This window comes from Ruegeria sp. K11, from assembly GCF_056531905.1.
This window is the reverse complement of record NZ_JBQFMP010000001.1, coordinates 78,881-98,757: the sequence shown is the minus strand read 5'-3', so window position 1 is coordinate 98,757 and position 19,877 is coordinate 78,881. Positions and strand designations below refer to the sequence as shown.

General features: G+C 59.1%; 25 protein-coding genes and 1 tRNA gene. 9 read left to right on the top strand and 17 right to left on the bottom strand.

The genetic code is table 11. The features are described from left to right. The first annotated feature begins 17 nt into the window (after positions 1 to 17). A complete protein-coding gene (locus ACR0K4_RS00510) occupies positions 18 to 764 on the top strand; it encodes a hypothetical protein (protein WP_480852425.1) in 747 nt (248 codons plus the stop codon). Positions 765 to 789: 25 nt separating this feature from the next. Then, positions 790 to 1,605, top strand: a complete 816-nt coding sequence (locus ACR0K4_RS00505) for an outer membrane protein (protein ID WP_480516837.1) — start codon at positions 790 to 792, stop codon at positions 1,603 to 1,605. Between the two features lie 345 nt (positions 1,606 to 1,950). On the opposite strand, the gene ACR0K4_RS00500 is transcribed toward ACR0K4_RS00505, so the two are convergent. Continuing rightward, complete coding sequence (locus tag ACR0K4_RS00500) at positions 1,951 to 2,550, bottom strand: superoxide dismutase (RefSeq protein WP_480515787.1); 600 nt, start codon at positions 2,548 to 2,550, stop codon at positions 1,951 to 1,953. Between the two features lie 101 nt (positions 2,551 to 2,651). On the opposite strand from ACR0K4_RS00500, the gene ACR0K4_RS00495 reads away from it, so the two are divergent. Next, on the top strand, positions 2,652 to 3,419 hold the full coding sequence (locus tag ACR0K4_RS00495; protein WP_480515788.1) for an FkbM family methyltransferase: 768 nt from the start codon (positions 2,652 to 2,654) through the stop codon (positions 3,417 to 3,419). Between the two features lie 107 nt (positions 3,420 to 3,526). Here the strand turns inward: ACR0K4_RS00495 and ACR0K4_RS00490 are convergent, their stop codons facing one another. The 4 genes from ACR0K4_RS00490 to ACR0K4_RS00475 form a co-directional block, all read right to left on the bottom strand. After that, positions 3,527 to 4,093, bottom strand: coding sequence for a sarcosine oxidase subunit gamma (locus ACR0K4_RS00490; RefSeq protein WP_480852424.1), 567 nt, complete (start codon positions 4,091 to 4,093; stop codon positions 3,527 to 3,529). Then, positions 4,086 to 7,115 (bottom strand): sarcosine oxidase subunit alpha family protein, encoded by a 3,030-nt coding sequence (locus ACR0K4_RS00485; protein ID WP_480852423.1) that lies wholly within the window; start codon positions 7,113 to 7,115, stop codon positions 4,086 to 4,088. The genes ACR0K4_RS00490 and ACR0K4_RS00485 overlap by 8 nt, the downstream gene beginning before the upstream one ends. Positions 7,116 to 7,182: 67 nt before the next feature. Beyond that, positions 7,183 to 7,512 carry a sarcosine oxidase subunit delta gene (locus ACR0K4_RS00480; RefSeq protein WP_480852422.1) on the bottom strand — a complete coding sequence of 110 codons (330 nt, stop codon included), beginning with the start codon at positions 7,510 to 7,512 and terminating at the stop codon, positions 7,183 to 7,185. A gap of 87 nt (positions 7,513 to 7,599) precedes the next feature. Further along, a complete protein-coding gene (locus ACR0K4_RS00475) occupies positions 7,600 to 8,844 on the bottom strand; it encodes a sarcosine oxidase subunit beta family protein (RefSeq protein WP_480852421.1) in 1,245 nt (414 codons plus the stop codon). A 178-nt stretch (positions 8,845 to 9,022) separates the two neighbouring features. Between ACR0K4_RS00475 and ccmI the strand changes: the two genes are divergently transcribed. From ccmI to ACR0K4_RS00460, 3 genes are read left to right on the top strand one after another with little or no spacing between them, the layout of a single operon-like run. Then, complete coding sequence (gene ccmI, locus ACR0K4_RS00470) at positions 9,023 to 10,246, top strand: c-type cytochrome biogenesis protein CcmI (RefSeq protein ID WP_480852420.1); 1,224 nt, start codon at positions 9,023 to 9,025, stop codon at positions 10,244 to 10,246. Further along, positions 10,243 to 10,707: a Holliday junction resolvase RuvX gene (gene ruvX / locus ACR0K4_RS00465; protein WP_480515794.1), complete on the top strand. Its 465-nt coding sequence runs from the start codon at positions 10,243 to 10,245 to the stop codon at positions 10,705 to 10,707. The genes ccmI and ruvX overlap by 4 nt, the downstream gene beginning before the upstream one ends. A 17-nt stretch (positions 10,708 to 10,724) precedes the next feature. Continuing rightward, positions 10,725 to 10,958: a DUF1289 domain-containing protein gene (locus ACR0K4_RS00460; protein ID WP_480515795.1), complete on the top strand. Its 234-nt coding sequence runs from the start codon at positions 10,725 to 10,727 to the stop codon at positions 10,956 to 10,958. Here the strand turns inward: ACR0K4_RS00460 and ACR0K4_RS00455 are convergent, their stop codons facing one another. The 7 genes from ACR0K4_RS00455 to ACR0K4_RS00425 all read right to left on the bottom strand — a co-directional run bounded on the left by ACR0K4_RS00455 (position 10,959) and on the right by ACR0K4_RS00425 (position 15,579). Then, positions 10,959 to 11,171, bottom strand: a complete 213-nt coding sequence (locus ACR0K4_RS00455) for a hypothetical protein (protein WP_480852419.1) — start codon at positions 11,169 to 11,171, stop codon at positions 10,959 to 10,961. A gap of 295 nt (positions 11,172 to 11,466) precedes the next feature. Beyond that, the gene (locus ACR0K4_RS00450) at positions 11,467 to 12,195 is read right to left on the bottom strand and encodes a SpoIIAA family protein (RefSeq protein WP_480852418.1); all 729 of its coding nucleotides are present in this window, start codon (positions 12,193 to 12,195) and stop codon (positions 11,467 to 11,469) included. A 36-nt stretch (positions 12,196 to 12,231) separates the two neighbouring features. Further along, positions 12,232 to 13,017: a hypothetical protein gene (locus ACR0K4_RS00445; RefSeq protein ID WP_480852417.1), complete on the bottom strand. Its 786-nt coding sequence runs from the start codon at positions 13,015 to 13,017 to the stop codon at positions 12,232 to 12,234. Further along, positions 13,011 to 13,835 carry a sulfite exporter TauE/SafE family protein gene (locus ACR0K4_RS00440; protein ID WP_480852416.1) on the bottom strand — a complete coding sequence of 275 codons (825 nt, stop codon included), beginning with the start codon at positions 13,833 to 13,835 and terminating at the stop codon, positions 13,011 to 13,013. The genes ACR0K4_RS00445 and ACR0K4_RS00440 overlap by 7 nt, the downstream gene beginning before the upstream one ends. 28 nt (positions 13,836 to 13,863) lie before the next feature. Next, positions 13,864 to 14,883 carry a tRNA dihydrouridine(20/20a) synthase DusA gene (gene dusA / locus ACR0K4_RS00435; RefSeq protein ID WP_480852414.1) on the bottom strand — a complete coding sequence of 340 codons (1,020 nt, stop codon included), beginning with the start codon at positions 14,881 to 14,883 and terminating at the stop codon, positions 13,864 to 13,866. An 89-nt stretch (positions 14,884 to 14,972) separates the two neighbouring features. Beyond that, a tRNA-His gene (locus tag ACR0K4_RS00430) sits at positions 14,973 to 15,049 on the bottom strand. Between the two features lie 47 nt (positions 15,050 to 15,096). Next, the gene (locus ACR0K4_RS00425) at positions 15,097 to 15,579 is read right to left on the bottom strand and encodes an N-acetyltransferase family protein (RefSeq protein ID WP_480515801.1); all 483 of its coding nucleotides are present in this window, start codon (positions 15,577 to 15,579) and stop codon (positions 15,097 to 15,099) included. Positions 15,580 to 15,657: 78 nt separating this feature from the next. Here ACR0K4_RS00425 and ACR0K4_RS00420 point away from each other — a divergent pair, with 78 nt between their 5' ends. Then, entirely contained in the window at positions 15,658 to 15,846 is a 189-nt protein-coding gene (locus ACR0K4_RS00420) for a DUF6324 family protein (protein ID WP_480515802.1), read from the top strand. Here ACR0K4_RS00420 and ACR0K4_RS00415 read toward each other — a convergent pair. Continuing rightward, positions 15,843 to 16,274, bottom strand: coding sequence for an MmcB family DNA repair protein (locus ACR0K4_RS00415; protein ID WP_480515803.1), 432 nt, complete (start codon positions 16,272 to 16,274; stop codon positions 15,843 to 15,845). The genes ACR0K4_RS00420 and ACR0K4_RS00415 overlap by 4 nt on opposite strands. 112 nt (positions 16,275 to 16,386) lie before the next feature. Between ACR0K4_RS00415 and ACR0K4_RS00410 the strand changes: the two genes are divergently transcribed. Next, complete coding sequence (locus ACR0K4_RS00410) at positions 16,387 to 16,707, top strand: ArsR/SmtB family transcription factor (RefSeq protein ID WP_480852413.1); 321 nt, start codon at positions 16,387 to 16,389, stop codon at positions 16,705 to 16,707. Continuing rightward, a complete protein-coding gene (locus ACR0K4_RS00405; protein ID WP_480515805.1) occupies positions 16,704 to 17,129 on the top strand; it encodes an SRPBCC family protein in 426 nt (141 codons plus the stop codon). Before ACR0K4_RS00410 ends, ACR0K4_RS00405 begins: the two co-directional genes overlap by 4 nt. A gap of 226 nt (positions 17,130 to 17,355) precedes the next feature. Here ACR0K4_RS00405 and ACR0K4_RS00400 read toward each other — a convergent pair whose 3' ends face one another. Genes ACR0K4_RS00400 through ribB form a run of 4 tightly spaced genes read right to left on the bottom strand, consistent with a single transcriptional unit; the run spans position 17,356 to position 19,875 of the window. Beyond that, on the bottom strand, positions 17,356 to 17,661 hold the full coding sequence (locus tag ACR0K4_RS00400) for a hypothetical protein (RefSeq protein WP_480852412.1): 306 nt from the start codon (positions 17,659 to 17,661) through the stop codon (positions 17,356 to 17,358). 59 nt (positions 17,662 to 17,720) lie between these two features. Continuing rightward, positions 17,721 to 18,203, bottom strand: a complete 483-nt coding sequence (gene nusB / locus ACR0K4_RS00395) for a transcription antitermination factor NusB (protein ID WP_480515807.1) — start codon at positions 18,201 to 18,203, stop codon at positions 17,721 to 17,723. After that, positions 18,200 to 18,751 carry a 6,7-dimethyl-8-ribityllumazine synthase gene (locus tag ACR0K4_RS00390; RefSeq protein ID WP_480852411.1) on the bottom strand — a complete coding sequence of 184 codons (552 nt, stop codon included), beginning with the start codon at positions 18,749 to 18,751 and terminating at the stop codon, positions 18,200 to 18,202. The genes nusB and ACR0K4_RS00390 overlap by 4 nt, the downstream gene beginning before the upstream one ends. 2 nt (positions 18,752 to 18,753) lie before the next feature. Further along, positions 18,754 to 19,875 carry a 3,4-dihydroxy-2-butanone-4-phosphate synthase gene (gene ribB, locus ACR0K4_RS00385; RefSeq protein WP_480852410.1) on the bottom strand — a complete coding sequence of 374 codons (1,122 nt, stop codon included), beginning with the start codon at positions 19,873 to 19,875 and terminating at the stop codon, positions 18,754 to 18,756. Positions 19,876 to 19,877: the final 2 nt, after the last annotated feature.

Sequence of the window (19,877 nt, the reverse complement as noted above, 5' to 3'; positions counted from 1 at the left end):
GTCTTTTCAGGTACACGATGGCCCGCCACTTCACTATCCAATCAATCCTGACGTCCGTGTTGCTGATGGCGGGGTTCGCTGCCGGAGCAGAGGAAAACGCGTCAAACCCCTTGGCTGCGGTCAACAATACGGACATTCGCTACCAGTACTTTGATCTAGAAGGCGGGGTAGACCGTCAGGATGCGTTCATCGATGGCGCATATATGTTGCGCCCTGATCTGAAGCTAAAGTACGAACTCCACTACAATTCGACAAACGCGACTGGCCAGCGGTTCAACGGGTTTGAAAAAACCAGCTTCAAACTGATCTATTTTCCGTCGCAGAAGCCTTTGAATAACACTTGGACCGTCAAATCCGCGCTCGGGCTGGAATGGATCCTGGACTTTGGCGACCCCGATGAAGGCGTCGGTACCGGGTCCGATCAGATCGCCCCTTTCGGCGGTTTCGCCTTTGCAAACACTAACACCGGGCTGACGTTGATCCCTCTGGTTCAACATTTCGCGTCCTACAATGGCCCGACCGATGTCAGCCAAACCGCTATGCGCCTGATTGCGCTTCAACCGTTTGGCGATGGGTATTGGGCCAAAGCGGATATCAAAGCGCCCTATGATTGGGAAAACGATGCCTGGCCCGCGACTGCCGAGCTTCAGATCGGCAAAAATCTCAGCCCCGGTATCGCCCTCTACGCAGATGTGCTGATCGGGATTGGTGCTGATCGACCCTATGACCAAGGAGCCGGGATCGGCCTCAGATTCAACTACTAGGTCTTTTTAACTAGAGGAAACCGCCATGCCCCACCCCTCATCTCTCAGCGCCATGGCGCTTGCGACAAGCCTTCTAACGCTGCCTTTGATTGCATCTGCTCAATCGCTGCCCACGCCGGATCAGGACGAAACCGGCTGGCGTCATGGTGTTGCGTTCTATCTGTTCACACCCTTGCGAACCACAGGCACATCCACCGTGGCCGGACAATCCGCCGACCTGGATCTGGACCTTGGTGACGTACTGGATGTGCTCGATTTCGCGGCGGCAGGTCGATATGAAGCATGGCGAGGGGATTTTGGCATAATTCTCGATGCCAATTACGTCGGTATAGAACAAGATACAACTTTGCCCGGCCCTCTGGGTGCCGGGATTAACGTCGATGTTCGTCAAGAATGGTTTGGTCTTCTGGCGGCTTATCGGGTCGCAGATGCTGTATATGGTGCGAAAAACTTGCGTTACGCAGTCGATATCCAAGGCGGCCTCAGATACAATTCCATCCGTCAGGAAATCGACATAACCACTCCAGGTCTGGGAAATCCACCTGTATTAGGCGGTGATCAGGATTGGATAGAACCTGTCCTTGGCGTGCGCGGAATGTGGCGGCTGAGCCCCAAATGGACTGGGATTGCTTCTCTGGAACTTGGCGGGTTTGGAGCTGGCGGAAACGACTTGCAGATCGGTGCGAATGTAGGATTTGACTACCAACCTTGGGAGAAAACGGCACTTACATTTGGTTATCGCTATTTCAGCGTCGACTACAGCGACACATTGAATTCCAGCGACTTTGCTTACGACGTCGATCAGCATGGCCCGTACTTTGGCCTAAAGTACTTCTTCTAGTTGGAAGACACGAAATCGAACTGCCCAAAAAGGCATTTCGATTTGAATGTGATGCTTGGACAACTAAACCGAGACAGACCCAACTCTGGTGCGATCGTGCCCGTCGGTAAGGCAATCAGCAAGTTGGGAGGCACCCTGACTCACAAACAACTTCGCCAACAACTAAGACGGGAAACCCGCCATTCGCACAGAGTGCAACATCGGTCATTCTGGGCTCCAATCAGCCATTAGAAGGAAAAAGTAAATTTGAAGCCTGGTTCGCCTTGAGCGAAGTACCGGTCAATCAAGAAAAGGCCCACGCGCGTAAGCGAGCAGGCCTTGAAAACTCAGTAACCGGCAAACCGATCACATCCGCGACGCGACGTTCTCCCAGTTCACCAGATTGTCCAGGAAGTTCGACAGATAGGCCGGACGCTTGTTGCGGAAGTCGATGTAGTAAGAGTGCTCCCACACGTCACATCCCAGCAGAGCAGTCTGACCGAAGCACAGCGGGTTCACGCCGTTCTCGGTCTTTGTCACGGCCAGCGACCCGTCCGCGTTCTTGACCAGCCAGGCCCAACCCGAGCCGAACTGCCCTGCACCCGCCGCACTGAACTGCGACTTGAATTCGTCAACCGAGCCGAAGCTATCGGTCAGAGCCTTCTCCAACTCACCGGGCATGGCGTTGTCCCCGGGGCCCATCATCTCCCAAAACTGGTTGTGGTTCCACAGCTGGCTGATGTTGTTGAAAATACCGTTCTGCGCCACGGCACCCGCGTCATAGGTGCCGGTGATGATCTCTTCCAGCGACTTGCCGTCCCATTCGGTGCCGGCGATCAGCTTGTTGCCGTTATCGACATAGGCCTTGTGGTGCAGGTCGTGGTGATATTCCAGCGTTTCCGCGGACATACCCTTGGCTGCCAGCGCGTCATGTGCATAAGGAAGATCAGGAAGTTCAAAAGCCATGTCGGCCCCCTGTTGAAAATGATTGTTGCGGTTCCAAAGGTTAAATGCTTTGGCAACGGCCATAGGTCAAGGGCAGAGACAAGAAAACCCGGAGGTCCGCGATGCTGACACAGGCGCGCAAGATGTTCTACCGCGCCCGCGGATATTATGCTGGAAAGCTGAACGGCGAACCTTTCCGGCTGGACCCGTATCACTCCAAATTCTGGCGTAAGGCCTCAGAGGGTGCGTGGGAACCTGAGACCTTCGCCGTATTGGACAAATACCTGTCGCCCGACCGCGATTATCTGGACATCGGCGCATGGATTGGCCCAACCGTCCTCTATGCCGCCCGCCGCGCCCGCCACGTCTGGTGCTTTGAGCCTGATCCGGTGGCCTATCGCCATCTGGTGTGGAACCTCGAACTCAACAACATCCGTAACGTATCCGCATTCAGCATCGCCTTGTCAGACGGTTTTGGCGTGACCCGAATGGCCTCGGCTCACGGCGAGGCAGGCGATTCCACCTCGTCGCTTCTTAACGACGGCAGACATGGCACCGACGCCCTGACCATTGGCTGGGATCAATTCGCAGCTTCGGTTGATCTATCCGATGTGTCTCTGGTGAAGATGGACATCGAAGGTGCCGAATACGCGGTTCTGCCTTCACTGGTGCCCTGGCTGCAAAAGGCGCGTCCTGCCTTCTTTCTCTCGACGCACGCGCCATATCTCGCGGCGGAAAACCGCGAAACCGCGATGGCGAAACTCGCAAACGAACTCGCCTTCTACCCCCGATGCCGGGACCCGCTCACAGGTGAAACCGGAACAGCGGCGCTGATCAGCCAGCGCGGCCTGACCCAATTCCCCACCTACCTGTTCAGCGCGGACGGCTAACGCCCGCCGCACCCCATCCAAACTTCATCTGGCCAAAAATATCCTGGGGGTGAGGCCGCAGGCCGAGGGGGCAAAGCCCCCTTTCCCAGTTTGCCTCTAGCACGCGCCTAGTAGTAGCCGACTTCGCTACCCGGCTGTGCTGCAACCTTCAAAAGCTTGAAGACATAGTCGGCGGCCGAGCGGAAGCAGACCACACGAAAGGTATCGCCATCATCCATCCAGAACGCGCCCGCCACCTGCGCCAGACGCGAGCGGCGGATTTGGCCCGGCTGGAAGGCCTCCGCCGACAACTCGACCGGGGCAACCTTGCCCAGCACCTCCCGGGCGCTACCACCCGAGACGCGAAACACCGCGCGGGCGTCCGAGACATTCACCACCAAAGCGTGGATGCCGCTGAGCGCGCCTGCCAGATCGGCCAGCTTGGCCTCGACCTCGGCATAAGGCACCAGCACCAGCAACTCATCCGAGGACATCCAGCAGACACCGGTGTCGCCCTTGACCAAAGCCTCGCGCTGGCCGGGCACTTTTTGTCCGGTCGCGTCCTTGACCGCCTTGGCCAGCACCTTGTCCGACAGATCGCCGCGCAGGGTGATCATGCCCTGCAGGCCGCATTCCTCCACCTTGGCGATGCCCTCATAGCTCGCGTGGTTCAGTGCGCTGATGGGTTCAGACATTCTGCTTCTCCCCGTCCTTGTCGTAAAAGATCGGGTCTACGATCTTGGCTTTGTAGATTTTATCATCGGTCCCCGGGAATTCGACGATCTCACCCATGCGATCCGGGCCGTGCTTGATCAGACCCATGGCGATGCCTTTCCCCAGATTGGCCGAGTAATAGGTCGAGGTCACGCGCCCGATCATATTGCGCTGACCGTTGGCATTGACGCCCTCGCCGACCGCATAGGCACCGTCCGGCAGAACCGATCCATCCACAGTCTCAAGACCGACCAGTTTCCAACGCTCAGGATCGGCCATGTGTGTCCGTGTATGGGCGCGTTTGCCGAGGTAGTCCTCTTTCTTTTTCGACAGCGCCCAGTGCAGCCCCAGATCCTGTGGAATCACGGTGCCGTCGGTCTCGTCGCCGATCATGATAAAGCCCTTCTCGGCCCGCAGGATATGCAGACATTCAGTGCCATAGGGCATCACGCCGAACTCCTGACCTGCATCCATCAAAGCGTCCCAGAACGCCTGACCCTGCGAGGCCGGAACCGCGATCTCGTAAGACAACTCGCCCGAGAATGAGATGCGATAGGCCCGTGCGTCAAACTCACCGATCTTGCCGTCACGCCATTCCATGAAGGGCAGCGCCTCTTTCGACAGGTCCATGCCGCCGCCCGCTTGCGCGTTCAGCTTGTCCAACACCTTGCGGGCGTTGGGGCCAACAACAGCAACCTGAGCGTATTGCTCGGTGACGTTCGCGACGAAGACTTTCCAGTCCCACCATTCGGTCTGCAGCCATTCTTCCATGTGACCATGGATACGCTCGGCCCCGCCAGTGGTGGTGTGGCACAGCCACGTGTCCTCATCGATACGAGCGACAACGCCGTCGTCGATCAGGAAGCCATTTTCTGAACACATCAGGCCATAGCGGCATTTGCCGACCTTCAGCGTGGACATCATGTTGGTGTACAGCATGTCCAGGAACTTGCCCGCATCCGGGCCCTTGACGATCAGCTTACCCAGTGTCGAGGCATCCAGCAGGCCGAGGTTCTCGCGGGTGTTCTTCACCTCGCGATTAACCGCGTCATGGACGGATTCACCGGGACGAACATAGGCATAGGTCCGGCGCCAGTGGCCGACCGGCTCCCAATCGGCGCCGTTCTTGTCGTGCCAGTCATGCATCGGTGTTTGACGGATCGGCTGGAACACCTCACCGCGCGCCTCGCCGCCAATCGACGCCATCGAGATAGGCGTATAGGGCGGACGGAATGTCGTGGTACCGACCTTCGGAATCTCCGAGTCCAGCGCATCAGCGAGGATTGCCAGACCATTGATATTGCTCAGCTTACCCTGATCAGTCGCCATCCCCAGCGTGGTGTAGCGCTTGGTATGCTCGACGCTTTCATAGCCTTCGCGCGCCGCCAGTTGAACGTCCGAGACCTTGACGTCGTTCTGGAAGTCCAGCCACGACTTCATGCGCAGTTGAATGTCCGCATTCGCAGGCATCAGCCAGACGGCGGCCATCGGCGCTTCGTCGGTGTTCTCACCTGCCGGAGCCTTGGTGGCCTTCGACTTATAGCCCGCAGCCTTGGCCGCTGCCTGGCCTGCCGCGTGCGCATCGGCCAGCACCGCGCCCAGTGACAGAGGTCCGTTCGCGCTGCCAGCAGCCAGAACAAAGCCCTCGCCACCCGCACCCAGCGGAGGACGCGACGGGTCGGGACGGAAATGGGCGTTCGCCTCATCCCAGATCAACTTGCCGCCGCAATGCGACCACATGTGCACGACCGGAGACCAGCCGCCCGACATGGCGACCGCATCGCATTCGACCTCTTCCCGCGCGCCGCCGATGCCGTCCTGATTGCACAGCTCGACCTTTTTGACGCGCTTGCCGCCTTTGACTTTGGCAATCGCCTTGCCGGGATCGACACGGATGCCCAGTTGCCGCGCTTCCTCGGCCAGCGGTCCAGCAGCGTCGCGCGCATCCACCACACGCAAAACATCCACACCGACCTGTTTCATTGCAATCGCGGTGCGGTACGCGTCGTCGTTGTTGGTTGCGACGATAACCCGATCACCCGGAGTGACGCCCCAATTCACGACATAGTCACGCATGGCCGCAGCCAGCATCACGCCCGGTACATCGTTACCCGCAAAGGAAAGTGGGCGTTCAATTGCACCAGTAGCGGTGACAACCTGTTTGGCCCGGATTCGCCACAGGCGATGACGCGGGCCCTGAAGGCCGGGCTGATGATCGGTTACACGCTCATATCCCAGTACGTAGCCGTGGTCATAGACCCCCGCGCCCATGCAGCGATTGCGCATGATGACGTTGTCCATTGTTTCCAGTTCGGAAACTAATTGTTCCACGAACTTATCCACAGGCTCGCCGTCAACAGTGCCGCCATCAATCGGCGCGCGACCGCCCCAATGCGCGGTTTGCTCGATCAGCAGAACCTTGGCACCCGATTGCGCGGCCGCTTTGGCAGCTTGCAAACCGGCGACGCCGCCGCCGATGATCAGAACATCGGTGAAGGCGTAGAAATGTTCATAAGTGTCCGCATCGCGACTGTCCTTATCCGGCGCTTTGCCCAGACCGGCGGACTGTCGGATGAAGGGTTCATACACATGTTTCCAGAACGGTTTCGGATGGATGAACATCTTGTAGTAGAAACCAGCGGGCAGGAACCGCGACAGATGGGTGTTGATTGCACCCACGTCAAACTCCAGGTTCGGCCAGTGGTTCTGCGATACAGACGTCAGACCATTGAACAGCTCTGTCGTCGTCGCGCGCTGGTTCGGCTCGAACCGGTTGCCCTCGCCCAGACCGACCAGAGCGTTCGGCTCTTCCGCGCCGCTGGCGACAACGCCGCGCGGACGGTGGTATTTGAACGACCGGCCCATCATCATCTGGTCGTTGGCCAGCAGAGCCGAGGCCAGCGTATCGCCTTCAAACCCCTGCATCGACGTGCCGTTGAAGGTAAAGGTAACCTTTTTCGACCGATCAATCAGTCGGCCTTGTTTTGCGAGGCGGGTGCTCATGGTGCGGACCTTTCGCATGTGGAGGCGTCGGAGCCTCCGGCGGGAGTATTTTTAAAAAGATGAAGCATCAGGAGAACTCTCTCCATGTCCATCCCGGGCGCTTGGCGGTGATAGCGTCCTTGATCTCTTGCGGTGGTTCGGTGGTCTGGGCGGAATAAGTGCCAAAGACCTCAAGCGTTTGCGTGCAGCGCGCGGCGTGGAACCACTTGCCGCAGCCATTGGCGTGACGCCAGCGTTCGAAATGAACGCCTTTGGGGTTTTCGCGCATGAACAGATAGTCGTGGAACTCATCATCCGATGAGCCTGGGCCGAAACGCTTCAGATGCGCCTCGCCGCCAGCGGCCAGTTCGGTTTCTTCGGCATCAACGCCGCAACAGGGGCAATGCAGGATCAGCATATGGTCATCCTTTCTGCAGCAGGCGTGCCGAGGCGGCCTGCGAGATCTTTGTGACGGGGCGCGAGATTTTTCGACGAAAAATCTTCATCAGTGCGCCACCCCGGCGGCGACGCTTTCGTCGATGAAGCGACCCTCTTTGAAACGGTCCATCGAGAAGGCCTCGGTCAGCGGCGAATGGCCCGTGGCCATCAGCTGCGCCATGCCCCAGCCAGACCCCGGAATGGCCTTGAAGCCACCGGTGCCCCAGCCGCCATTGATAAAGCAGCCCTGCAGCGGGGTTTTCGACAGAATCGGAGACCGGTCGCCGGTCATATCCACGATCCCGCCCCACTGGCGCAGCATCTTCAGGCGCGAGATCATCGGGAAGGTCTCGACCAGCGCGCGCACGGTTTCCTCAATGTGGTGGAACGATCCGCGCTGGGTGAAGTTATTGAACCCATCGGTGCCGCCGCCGATGACCATCTCGCCTTTGTCAGACTGAGACATGTAGCCGTGTACAGTGTTGGCCATCACAACCACGTCCATGCATGGCTTAATCGGCTCGGAGACCAGCGCCTGCAGCGCAACAGCCTCAAGCGGCAGACGGAAACCCGCCATCTCGGCCAGTTGGCCGGAATGTCCGGCAACCACAATACCCAGCTTGTCACAGTCGATGGCACCCTTGGTGGTGTCGACGCCAACAACGCGACCGTTTTCCTGCCGCACGCCGGTGACTTCGCATTGCTGGATGATGTCCATGCCCATCGCCGAACAGGCGCGTGCATAGCCCCAAGCAACCGCATCGTGGCGCGCCGTACCGCCGCGCTCCTGCCAGAGGCCGCCCAGAACGGGGTAGCGCGGTCCCTCGAGATTGATGATTGGAACCAACTCTTTGACGCGCTCGGGGCCGATCCACTCGGTCTTGACGCCCTGCAACGCGTTGGCATGCGCCGTGCGCTGGTAGCCGCGGATCTCGTGCTGGGTCTGCGCCAGCATGATGACGCCGCGCGGGCTGAACATGATGTTGTAGTTCAGGTCCTGGCTGAGGTTTTCATACAGGCTGCGCGCCTTTTCGTACATCGCCGCCGAAGGGTCCTGCAGATAGTTCGAGCGGATGATGGTCGTGTTCCGACCGGTGTTCCCACCACCCAGCCAGCCTTTTTCAATCACCGCGACATTCTGAATGCCGTAGTTCTTGCCGAGATAGTAGGCTGTCGCCAGACCGTGGCCGCCCGCACCGACGATGATGACATCGTACCGCTTCTTGGGTTCGGGCGAACGCCAGGCGCGTTCCCACCCGGTGTGATAACGCAGCGCCTCACGCGCCACAGCAAAGGCTGAATAGTGTTTCATGTGCGAATCCGTCCGGTCTTCGATGATTGGGCGCAGATATGCCGTGTCGTGGCATTCTAACCCTGCCATGCAACGCCGCAATATCGCACTATTGCGACATGACGCCCATTCGCGGCCATTTGTCCCTTTTTTCCGTGCTCTGACAGGTCTAAGTCAGGGCAACACATTCGGAGGGACCATGACGTTCTGGGTTCTCATCATCTTCATCGCGCTGCTGATCGCGGTTTTTCTTGGTTTTTCCATGTTGCGCCGGCGTCAGGGCCACACGCCGGCGGCGGCATATGACCTGCATGTCTATCGCGAACAACTGGCCGGCGTCGATAAGGACCTGGCGCGCGGCGTGATTGCCGAAGCCGATGCCGAGCGTATTCGCACCGAGATTTCGCGCAGGATCCTGGCGGCAGATGCCCAGATGCGGGGCGAAGGCGAGAACCAGGGACCTTCACGGACGGTTTCAGCCATCGCTTTACTGTTAATTGCCCTGTTTCTAGTGGGCGGTGGTTTCCTGATGTATCGGCAAATGGGTGCGGCCGGCTTTCCGGATATGCCTCTGACAGCCCGGATAGAAATGGCGGAAGACGTCCGTCAGAACCGTCCGACACAGGAACAGGCAGAGGCGCAACAGGCCCCGACACCGACCCCGCAGTTGGAAAGCAACTACGCCGCTTTGCTGACGCAGCTGCGCGACACGGTGGCCCAGCGGCCCGATGACCTGCAAGGCCACATTCTGCTTGCCCAGCACGAGACCAATGCGGGAAACTTCAAAGCCGGGTACGCGGCGCAGAAACGCGTCATCGACCTGATGGGGAATCAAGTCCCCGCCGACGCCTATTCGGATCTGGCCGAGATGATGATCCTTGCAGCTGGTGGCTATGTCTCGCCCGAGGCGGAAGAAGCATTGCGGCAAGCGCTGGAGCGTGATCCGGGGTTTGGGCCTGCACGTTATTACTGGGGTCAGATGCTGGCACAAATCGGCCGCCCCGATCAGGCCTATCGCGTCTGGATCGAGGTGCTGCGCGACTCGCCAGCTGACGCGCCATGGGTTCCTGCCATTCGTGCCCAGTTGGACGAACTGGCCTTTCGCGCCGGTGTCTTCAACGCGCCCGATATCGCGTCCGCACCTTCCGGACCAAGTCAGGACGAGGTGAACGCCGCAGCCGAACTGTCGCCTGAAGAACGGCAGGAAATGATCCGCGGCATGGTCGACCGCCTCTCAGAACGACTGGCGACTGAAGGTGGCGCGCCCGAGGAATGGGCACGCCTCATCGCGGCATTGGGCGTGTTGGGAGAGGGGCAGCGCGCCATCGCCATTCGGGATGAGGCGATGACGGTATTTGCAGGCAATGCTTCGGCGCTTGAGATGATTGATGCGGCGGCCCTGCAAGCCGGGATCGCACAATGATCCACGACGCCTTTGAAGATTTCGCGGCAGCCTTGTCACCGATGTCTGCCCTGATGGGGCTGGATCTGGGTGAAAAAACTATCGGTGTGGCCGTTTCGGACCGGATGCGTGGCGTCGCTACCCCGCTTGAAACGGTACGGCGCAAGAAATTCACACTGGATTCCGCCCGGTTGATCGAAATCGTGACCGAACGCGAGATTGGCGGCATCGTCCTCGGCCTGCCCCGGAACATGGATGGCAGCGAAGGACCCCGATGCCAGTCCACCCGTGCGTTTGCGCGCAACATGACGCGCCTGACCGATCTGCCAATCGGTTTCTGGGACGAACGGCTAAGCACGGTTGCGGCAGAAAAAGCACTGCTTGAGGCGGATACGACACGAAAACGTCGTGGACAGGTTATTGATCACGTGGCAGCCGGTTATATCTTGCAGGGAGCGCTGGACAGGTTGCGCTTTCTGTGACGGAGCGGGCAAAGCCTATGACAAACATGGTTTGGAAACGGAACGAGGTTGAAAGCCCTTGCATCCAGATTTGCGTCGTCCACCCCACCGAACGCATCTGCACAGGCTGTTATCGCACCATTGATGAGATTTCGCGCTGGTCCAAAATGGACAGTTCCGAACGCGCTGAAATCATGCAGGACCTGCCCGACCGCAAGCCCCGGCTGACCAAGCGACGCGGCGGGCGCAGCGCGCGGCTGGATCGGGGCTAATCAACGGCGCACCTGATCCGGGGTCTTCGACCGCTTTTGGTGCAATCTTGGGGCGCGCGACAGGTCCTGATGAAACAGCGCCATGAATTCAGCCTTTTTGACCCGGCTGGAATGCGCCGCATCATCGTCTGTAGCCTCTGGCAGTTTTCCCGGGCCGGGGATGCGCCAGGTCGTGCCGTCAAGAACACTGGAAAGAAATCGTCTTAGAACCATCTTCTCCTCCAATCCGCATTTTTAAAACACGTCCATGCGCCATCCCCGAACCAAAGGGAAAGCGATGCAAAAGACCTGCCATCTTAGGTTGTGTGCAGCAATGCGGTGCATGTATAGAAGGTTGTAAAAAGAAAAAGGGGGGAAAAACTGCGCCGATTTTGCAGAAATCCACCCCTGACAGATTTTCTTCCGAGTCTCCGGCACCTTGCCGGATACGCGGGCCCGGGATGGACCGTTTTTGTAACGCGACGTCACGAACACCGTGCCCTTTTGCAAGGCTCGTCCGTGCCCTGCCTCAACCGGCGGCAAGCCAGGACTTGGCGTTCTCGTATTCCTCAACCGGGAAGTAATGCGTTCGTGTGCCCAGCACGTGGCTGGCCATCCGTTGCGCCATCTTCTGCCAGGTTTTGTCTCCGACAATCGCCGCGCGGTCGAGCAATCCGATATGGCCTGCCGCCAGCCGGAAATGCGCGCCCATGGCCGTCAGCCCCTGCCATCCGTCGAATTCGCGCAGATCAATCAACAGCCGGAATCCTTCGCGGTTTTGCAACGTGGCATCCAGATCGAGCTGTGCCTGTTTGTATTCTTCGGAATCAAGCTTTCCCATCAGGCTGATCTGAACGCAGGGTCCACCCAGATCGGTCACATGGATCGCGCCCAGCGACTCACGCATCCAGCGGCGCGCGGATTCAAGCTCTTCCATGTGGAAGACATGCACAGGACAGGGCAGGATCGGCGCAGCCAGCCGAACGCTGGTCTGGACCCAGCCCTGATCAGCCACCACTCCGATCCGATCAAAGCCGCGCCAGTGGCTGAGTCCCAGCTTGGTATCCGACCATGCCGCCCCCAGATCATATCCCTTAAACTCGCCGTCAACGATGGCCAGCAGGCGAACTGTGTCATGATCTTCCAGCGCGGATTCAATTGCAGGCACCAAAGTGGTGGCATAGTCGGCGCTCGTGACCTGACCGGATAATTCCACCTCGATCAGAATGCCGTCAGAATTTGTGTGAACCGTAATCATTGAACCAAACCTCCGAAGCCAAATAATGGCAAGAGGTTATGGAGTTTTAAGCCATTGCGCTACTCCGCCCGGTAAGTCGGGGCGGAAATACGCGATCATCCGTCCATCCGGCCCGGCCTGCGCACCATCGGCCCAAGGGGCAACACCATGCAGGCAGTGGCGGTGCAACAGATAGGACTCGCCGGGGCGGGCAGGCAGTTCGATGCGCGGGCAGGTCTCGAACACCTCACGCCGGGCGGATTGATAGATATCGGTGACATCGACGCTGGGCATATCTTGCGGCAGTACGCCCTGAAAAGCCTTGCGGAATGCGTCGCCCAAAATCCTGTGACTGCCATCCCAGACCACCATCGGCGCGGCATCCGCGCTGGCTTGGGTCAGCGGGATGCCCAGAATCCACGCATGAGGCTCATCCACCCGGCGCCGCCGGTCCGGCCCCATTGGCTTCAACCCATCCACATGCGCCGCGTCCCGATTGGCGCGATACCGGGCGGCCGCTTCGTTCTCGCCACGTCGGGGCCTTGGATATCCGGGATAAATCACCGAGACCTGCCCCTTGTGCAAATCAATCGGACCGAACAGAGCATGGGCAAGCGCGATCGCCGCCCCGCTCAGCGCGGGTGAACCGGCTACCCTGCCCTGCGCGTCATTGTCCAGCGCATCAACTCCGATAAACCACGTGCCGCCGCAATCGTGCCATTGCGCGTGCGCAGGATCGTCGACTGACGCCCGCGCCGCAGGCAGAGCATGCGCCACCCAATCCGCCAAAGCCGGATCATGGGGAAACTTCACCCAGCCGCGCGCGTGATACGAGCTTACCATCCCAAGGCCTTTCTCAGCATGTTCAGCGCGACCAGTATCAGAAAAACTGCAAAGACCCGTTTCAAAGGTTTCGGGTCCATCGCATGAGCCAGCTTAACACCCCATGGCGCAGTAATCATGGTCATTGCCACGACAATGGCAAAGGCCACCAGATTGACCGCACCGATTGTCAGTGGCGGGCGATGCTCGGGCATGATGTCCAGAACCAAAAAGCCCAAAACAGAAGGCACCGCAATAATCACGCCAAACCCTGCGGCCGTGGCAACCGCGCGGTGAATGGGGGTATTGTAAAGGCTCATAAGCGGCACACCGAAGCTGCCGCCACCGATCCCCATCAGGACCGACAAGAACCCAACCGAGGGCGACAGGGCCGCGCGGCGCAAGCCCTTCGGCATCGCGTCTCCCAAGCGCCAATGCGACTTGCCAAGGCCAAGATAAATCCCGATCACCATGCCCAGCACTCCGAACAAAGCCTGCAGAAACTCGGTTCTGAGCGCCGACGCCACCAGAACACCGACCACCGCGCCCGCAGCGATCCCCGGTCCCCAACTGCGCAGGATGTCCCAGTCCACTGCACCTTTCTTGTTATGGCTCAGCACAGATCGGATCGATGTAACAATGATCGTCGCCAACGAGGTGGCCAGGCACAGCTGCATCAACTGAGGCCCACCATAACCAAGCGCCTGGAAAGCATAGAAAAATGCAGGCACCAGAACGATGCCACCGCCCACCCCCAACAATCCGGCCAAAACCCCGGCAAACGCGCCGATCACAAGCAAAAGGCCCAGCATCTGGGCCAGCAACATCGTCTCGGGCATCATCCCCCCATACCGGCCCGGGGCCGAGTCAAACCGCCTGCTTTACCTGCGACAAGGCCCGGACAGAGTCCAGCGCCTGTAAGATCACCTCGGGGCCTGCGTGGTCGCGCACGGCACCTTCGGACAGTATCCTACGCCAACCGCGCGCGCCCGGACGCCCGGCAAACAGGCCCAGCATATGCCGGGTGATCTGGTGCAACCGCCCGCCCTCGGCAAGGTGTGCCTCGACATAGGGAAGCATTTTTTCGACCACATCAAATGGATCGGCGACCTGCCCGGTTTCGAAGATTTGCGGATCAGCGGCGGCTAGGATTTCCGCTGGCTGATGATAAGCTGCGCGCCCGATCATCACACCGTCCAATCCGGCCTTCAGGTGTTCTTGCGCCTGTGCGAGTGAAGTGATGCCGCCGTTGATCGAGATATGCATATCCGGGAAATCCGCCTTCATACGATGCACCAGATCATAGTCGAGCGGTGGAATATCCCTGTTCTCTTTCGGACTTAACCCTTGCAACCACGCCTTGCGCGCATGGATTGTGACACGCGCGCACCCTGCCGCGCGGATCTGGTCGAGGAATGCGGGCAGAATCTCGGCAGGCTCCTGCTCGTCCACCCCGATGCGGCATTTCACGGTGACCTCGACACCCACCGCCTCACGCATCGCCGCAACACAATCAGCGACGGTCTCAGGAGACCGCATGAGCACCGCGCCAAAAGTACCGGACTGCACCCGGTCCGAGGGGCAGCCGCAATTCAGGTTGATCTCATCATATCCCGCATCCGCCCCCATGGCTGCAGCCTGTGCCAGCTCCTGCGGATCCGAGCCCCCAAGTTGCAACGCAACGGGATGTTCGTGGGGATTGTAGTCCAGCAGATGAAGCGCGCCACCCCGCACCAGGGCGGGCGCAGTCACCATCTCGGTATAAAGCAAGGTCTGCGCGCTCAGCAACCGATGCAGATAGCGGCAGTTTTTGTCAGTCCAATCCATCATCGGGGCGACAGATAGGCGCGCGCTTTTGCGAATGTCCAAGGTGTTCTGGTCCGACATTTCCTAATACACCTTCAAGATGCGGTTCGTGATACACGCAAGATCAGCTTAAAGCCCTGTAGTCCGTCAACCGTCCAAATTCGGGAAGATGGTACCGCCTCCCTGGCTTGAACAGGGGACCTCTGGATCCACAATCCAGCGCTCTAACCAACTGAGCTAAGGCGGCACTCGTGAGGGGCGATGTAGCGAACACGTGCAGGGATTGCAAGAGGATTAAAGCCGAATTCGCCAGCTTTGTTCCACCAGATCGACGCCAAAAGAATGCACCGGTTTGCTGCCTGTCAACTGCCACCCGAAGGCGCGGTAAAGTGCGCAGGCCGCGGTATGGCTTTCATGGGTCCACAGCACCATGTCCTGATAGCCCGCATCGCGTGCAAAGCCCATGCAGGTGCTCAGAAGGCGCTTGCCGACCCCTTGCCCGCGCGCCTCGGGACACAAGTAGAACAGGCGCAACTTGGCGGTTTGCCGATCCTGGGAGACGCAAAAGATACTGCCCAGAGGGCGCCCGCTTCGTTCAGCGATCCAGCCGCGCTCTTTCACGGGGTCGTTTTCCGCAATAAACGCGGCAAGGATGTCCGCGACCAGCACACCAAAGCTGTCATCGAAGCCTTCCACGTTGGAATAGTGATCCGCGTGCTGTTCCACCAGCCAGGGCGCATCATCGGCGCGGAAGGGTCTGAGTGTGATCGCGTCCATGCCGTATTGAAGCGTATTGCTCGCTTGATTCTCAACCCTTTGCACGGTAGCACCAAGGCGCATTTCCCGGAGGCGTACATGGGCATCAACACCGAACGCGATATCGAAGCGAACCTGCAAATCGGTCCGACCGATCAGGGCATGGTGCGCCTGTTCATCGAAGGCGCCGGGATCGAGATTCCGATGGATTTCGACCCGGAAGAAGCCGAAGAAATCGCCGAGGAGATCCGCGCCGCCGCCGAAGCCGCGCGCGCCGTCAAAGGCTAAAGTCGGGGATCGCGCAAGGCCTGCAATCTGCGGGCGGCATCCACGGCAAACTTCTGGATCATCTTTTTGCGTCGCGCCGGGGCCAGCTTGCTTTCCGGGCTCATACGAATGATTTCGGCATCATAGGCATCTGCGATGATCAAACCGGTTTCCGGTGGCAGCAACTCGGTCGGAAAGTCGGTATCGACTGCCCAGAAGAATCGATCGCACCACTCCAGATAGCCCTGCCACTTGGCATCCGACTGATAATCAGCGCGGCTGGACTTGCATTCGACCACCCATAGCTCGCCCCTTGGGCCTAATCCCATAACGTCGACCCGCAGCCCTCGGGCGGGCACGAATTCCTCAATTGAAACATAGCCATGGGTCACGAGATGCCTTGATACGCCTCGGGCCAGTTTTTGTCCGGGTTGCAGTTCCAGTGTCATTTCCGAAATGTGAACAATTCGTGAACAAAAATCAAGCTTCTGCTTTTTATTGACATGATACCATTTGGTATTGCAATAATATGAAACCAAATGGTATTGAATGGAGTTTATCATGAACTCGCAAACTCAAAATGCGTTCCGGGCGCTTGCCGATCCGACCCGGCGAGACATTGTTCAGATGCTCGCCGCGCAAGACATGACGATTGCGCAACTGACCGATCGTTTCGACATGACCCGGGCAGCGGTCAAAAAGCACCTGACCGTCCTGTCAGACGGTGGCTTGATCACTGTCGAGGCCCGGGGACGCGAACGCATCAACCGGCTTGAACCTCAGGGGATGACCCCGGTTCTGGACTGGCTCAGCTACTTCGACCGGTTCTGGGATGATCGTCTTGCCAATCTGAAAGAAGCTATTGAAGGGAATAAGAAATGACTGACGCAGTTTTGCAGAAAACCATCTTTCTTCGTGCGACGGCGGATGTCGTTTGGGACTATCTGACCGAGCCAGACAGGCTGGCCGAGTGGTTCCACAAGCCCGAACGGCCCCTGGCTGCGGGCCAAAAGCTTGAGATGTTCGGGACTACCAGCGGTGATCTTCTGATCTGGGGCGAAGTACGTGAGGCGCGACGTCCGGAGTATCTTGAGTACACCTTTACCGTGAAACCGATGGGGGACGCTGTAAGCGTCGTCAAATGGACACTGGAACCCGTCGCCGGGGGCACTCGCCTCAGCTTGGTGCATGAAGGTCTGCCACAGGGTGCGGACGCCTTCGGTCTGATCCTTGCGTTGGACAATGGCTGGGACGAGCATTTCGGCAAGATGCGCAAAGCGCTGCACGAAACTGTTGACGCCTGACACCCAATGAACCCCTTGTGCGAACCCGCTTTAGGTCCTACTTAGGCCCGTGGCGGGTTCTGCCCTTCTTGTGATTGGTAGCATTCTGGTGGCCTTAAGCAATTCCGAGGGGGCTGGCTCTGTTCAGGTCCTGGCCTGATTACCTGGCGCCCACCTGTACATACAGGTCCTCGGGAATCACACCGCACGGTTGACTGGTGGTCCCGCCACACATTTCCCTGAAATATCAGCGCCCTGCGCGAGCTTCCTGCTTGATCACCGCGGGCTTAAGCCCATGCGCAACCGGCGTTCCACCGCGCGGCTTGTTTGGCTTTTCGGCCATGCTCATGATCGCGTAGGCAAACTGCACACCCGCAAAGACAATGCCGTTCATGAACCAGATCATGAACAGTGCGATCAGCCCGATTTCCGAGCTTGAAATCAGATGGCGCAGGTTGGCCACGTTAAAGGCAAGCAAAACCCCGACAAAGACCGCAGAGATGACAAACCCCCAGGCGACCTGAGTAATGTAAAGGCGGATCAGTTTGGGCATGGCGGACCTCGTTGCGCTGATACAAGAAGTCTAGCGCAGGTCCGGGCGGCGTAAAGGCGTCAGAACGCCTCGGGCTGGGCTTCGCGTGCCATGTGGTCGAGAACGGCGTTGACGAATTTCGGCTCTTTGCCTTCGGGAAAGAAAGCGCGGGCGACGTCGACGAATTCGGTGATGACGACCTTGGGCGGCGTGTCGCTTTGGGTCAGTTCGGCCCCAGCCGCGCGGAACACAGCGCGCAGAGTCGGATCGATCCTCGCGATGGGCCACTTCGCCACCAGCGCGCGGTCGGTCATCTGGTCGATGGGGGCCTGATAATTCACCGCATCATCCACCAGCTTGCGAAACACGCTGATATCGCCATCCAGCATCTCCGCGCCCTCATAGACCGCGCCAAACCGGTGATCCAGAAACTCATGCACAACCGCTTCGGTCGTTTGGCCGGATTGCTCCATCTGAAACAGCGCCTGCACGGCATAGAGGCGCGCGGCAGATTTCATCAGGCGTTTCTGGTTGGCCGGTTTCGGCGCGTCGGTCTTTGTCATGCTGTCGAGGGTCCGTTGCTGTCGCCCGCCACAAGGATGGACTCGGACGGCGGCTTGAAACCGACGCCCTTTTTCGAAGCGCCCCACTTACGGCTGAGCGCGATCAGATGCAAGGCCGCAGCGGCCGCCCCGCCGCCTTTATTCATCTTTTCGGGATTTGCGCGCACTTCCGCCTGTTCGTCATTTTCGACGGTCAGGATGCCGTTGCCGATCAGCAGGCCCTGCAGGCCCATCAGTTGGATCGCGCGACTGGAATCGTTACACACCGTTTCATAATGCGTGGTCTCGCCGCGAATAACGCAGCCCAGCGCCACATAGCCGTCGTAGTTGCACTGCCGGTCAGCCATGGCGATAGCGGTCGGAATTTCCAGAGCGCCGGGTACTTCGACCACATCGCAAGTGCCACCTGCGGCCTCGATCTCGGCCTTGGCTCCGGCGACCATGTTGTCAGCAATGGCGCGATAAAACGGGGCCACCACCAGCAGCAGTTTCACCGGCTTGTCGAATGTCGGAGTCGGCAGGACGCCGTGTTTGTCTTGTTCAGCCACGATCAGTCATCCTTGAGAATGGAGCGGGTGCCGACGATGGACAGGCCAAAGGCGTCGAGCCCCAGATATACGGTTTCCGGCGAGTCGGTCAGCAGCACCAGTTCCTGAATGCCCATCTTGGACAGAATCTGCGCGCCCAGACCGGTTTGCTTGATGGTGCGAGGTCCCTCTTCATCGGCCGCATACAATGAATTTCGCGGTTGGCGGAACAGGCAGACAACGCCACGGCCCTCTGCGGCGATCTTTTCCATTGCACGGGGCAACTCGCGCGAGGATTTCGGGCCAAGACCCAAAATATCGGGCGCTTCATGCAAGGCATGGGTCCGGGTCAGTACCGGCTCGGGCGTGGTGATATCACCTTTGATCATGACCACATGCTCGATGCCATGGGTCTGGTCGGTGAAAATCCGCATCTCCCATTCGCCGCCATATTCCGAAGTCACCGCCTCGCGCGAGGTTTCGACCACCAGGTTGTCGTTGCGCGAACGATACGCAATCAGGTCACTGATGGTGCCGATTTTCAGATTGTGCGTTTTGGCGAATTCCACCAGATCCGGCAGCCGTGCCATGGTGCCGTCGGGGTTCATGATCTCGCAGATCACCCCGGCGGGCTTCAGGCCGGCCAGGCGCGAGATATCCACCGCCGCTTCAGTATGCCCGGCCCGCACCAGCACCCCGCCCCGTTTTGCCCGCAGAGGAAAGACATGCCCCGGCGTGGCGATATGAGCCATGGTGTTCTGCTCGTTGATCGCAGTCGCCACCGTCAGCGCCCGGTCCGCAGCCGAGATACCGGTTGAGACACCTTCCCGGGCTTCGATGGACACGGTGAACGCGGTCTCATGCCGGGACGAGTTGTTCACGGCCATCATCGGCAGACCCAGAGCCTCAATCCGCTCGGCCGTCATCGGCAAGCAAATCAACCCGCGCCCATGCGTGGCCATGAAATTGATTGCTTCGGCGTCGGCATATTCGGCGGCGATCACCAGATCCCCTTCGTTCTCGCGATCCTCATGGTCAACCAGAATATACATCTGACCGTGACGCGCCGCTTCGATGATCTCTTCGATCGGGCTGATCGCGTCGCGCAGCTTCGCCTCGACGGGTCCGGGGGTTTCAAAGCTCATGG